Consider the following 809-nt stretch of genomic DNA (forward strand, 5'->3'; position numbering starts at 1 on the left):
AGCTGGTAACAACGTGCGAGCAGTAAGCACACTGACTAAAGTAACGCCTATCAAAAAAGGTTTAGAGATCGAGCGTGAAATCAAAGTGGAAATTGAAGGCGTAAGACGCCCAGGTGCGGTAGTGGTATCTGTGATTCAATTGCACTTCTAAAAACATATTCGAATCAATAAAAAAGAGAGCATTGAAATGCTCTCTTTTTTGTTTTTACTGGTTAAAGTTTTTAACCGGTATGTACCCGTAGTCAGCAATGGTTTTTTGTCCCGCTTCCGATTTTAGGAACGCGACAAAGTCTTTGCCTGCTTGATCTAGCGAGTCGACTTTGTAAAGCACCAAGAATGGTCGAGCCAGTTTGTATTTGTGATTTGCGATGTTCGCTGCTGTTGGTTCAATCCCGTTAAACTGAATCGCCTTCACAGAAAGGTCTACAGACCCCACCGAAATAAAACCAATCGCACGTGTGTTATGGTTCACAATGGTTTTAACCATGCTGTTGCTATTTACAACTAAGTTGTTTGGGCTGATATCAGAAACCAGACGGTCGTTAATGATTTTGGTGAGACCCAACAAACTTTCAAAGCTGTAGCGCGAGCCAGAAGATGCTTCTCGTGTGACAACTGCTATCGGTTGATCCGCGCCGCCGACTTCTTTCCAGTTTTTGATTTCGCCTTTGTAGATGTCAAACAGTTGTTGTGCTGAAAGGTTAGTCACAGAGTTTGTACGGTTCACAACAACGGCAAGGCCATCGTAAGCAATTGTAAACACATTCAAGTCTTCGCCTTTTTCGCTTTCTGTCAGATAGCGAGAGCTC

The 809-nt window shown here is 43.1% G+C and carries 1 protein-coding gene and 1 pseudogene; one reads left to right on the forward strand and one right to left on the reverse strand.

Annotation, left to right across the window (positions count from 1 at the left end):
• Positions 1 to 151 (forward strand): annotated as a pseudogene (locus tag R7Q48_RS26330) (MaoC family dehydratase); the annotation flags it as partial.
• Between the two features lie 54 nt (positions 152 to 205).
• On the opposite strand, the gene R7Q48_RS26335 reads toward R7Q48_RS26330, so the two are convergent.
• Positions 206 to 809: phosphate ABC transporter substrate-binding protein (locus tag R7Q48_RS26335; RefSeq protein ID WP_318133143.1), on the reverse strand; the 604-nt coding region annotated here is incomplete at its 5' end.

The sequence above is a fragment of the Vibrio sp. 378 genome (assembly GCF_033339435.1).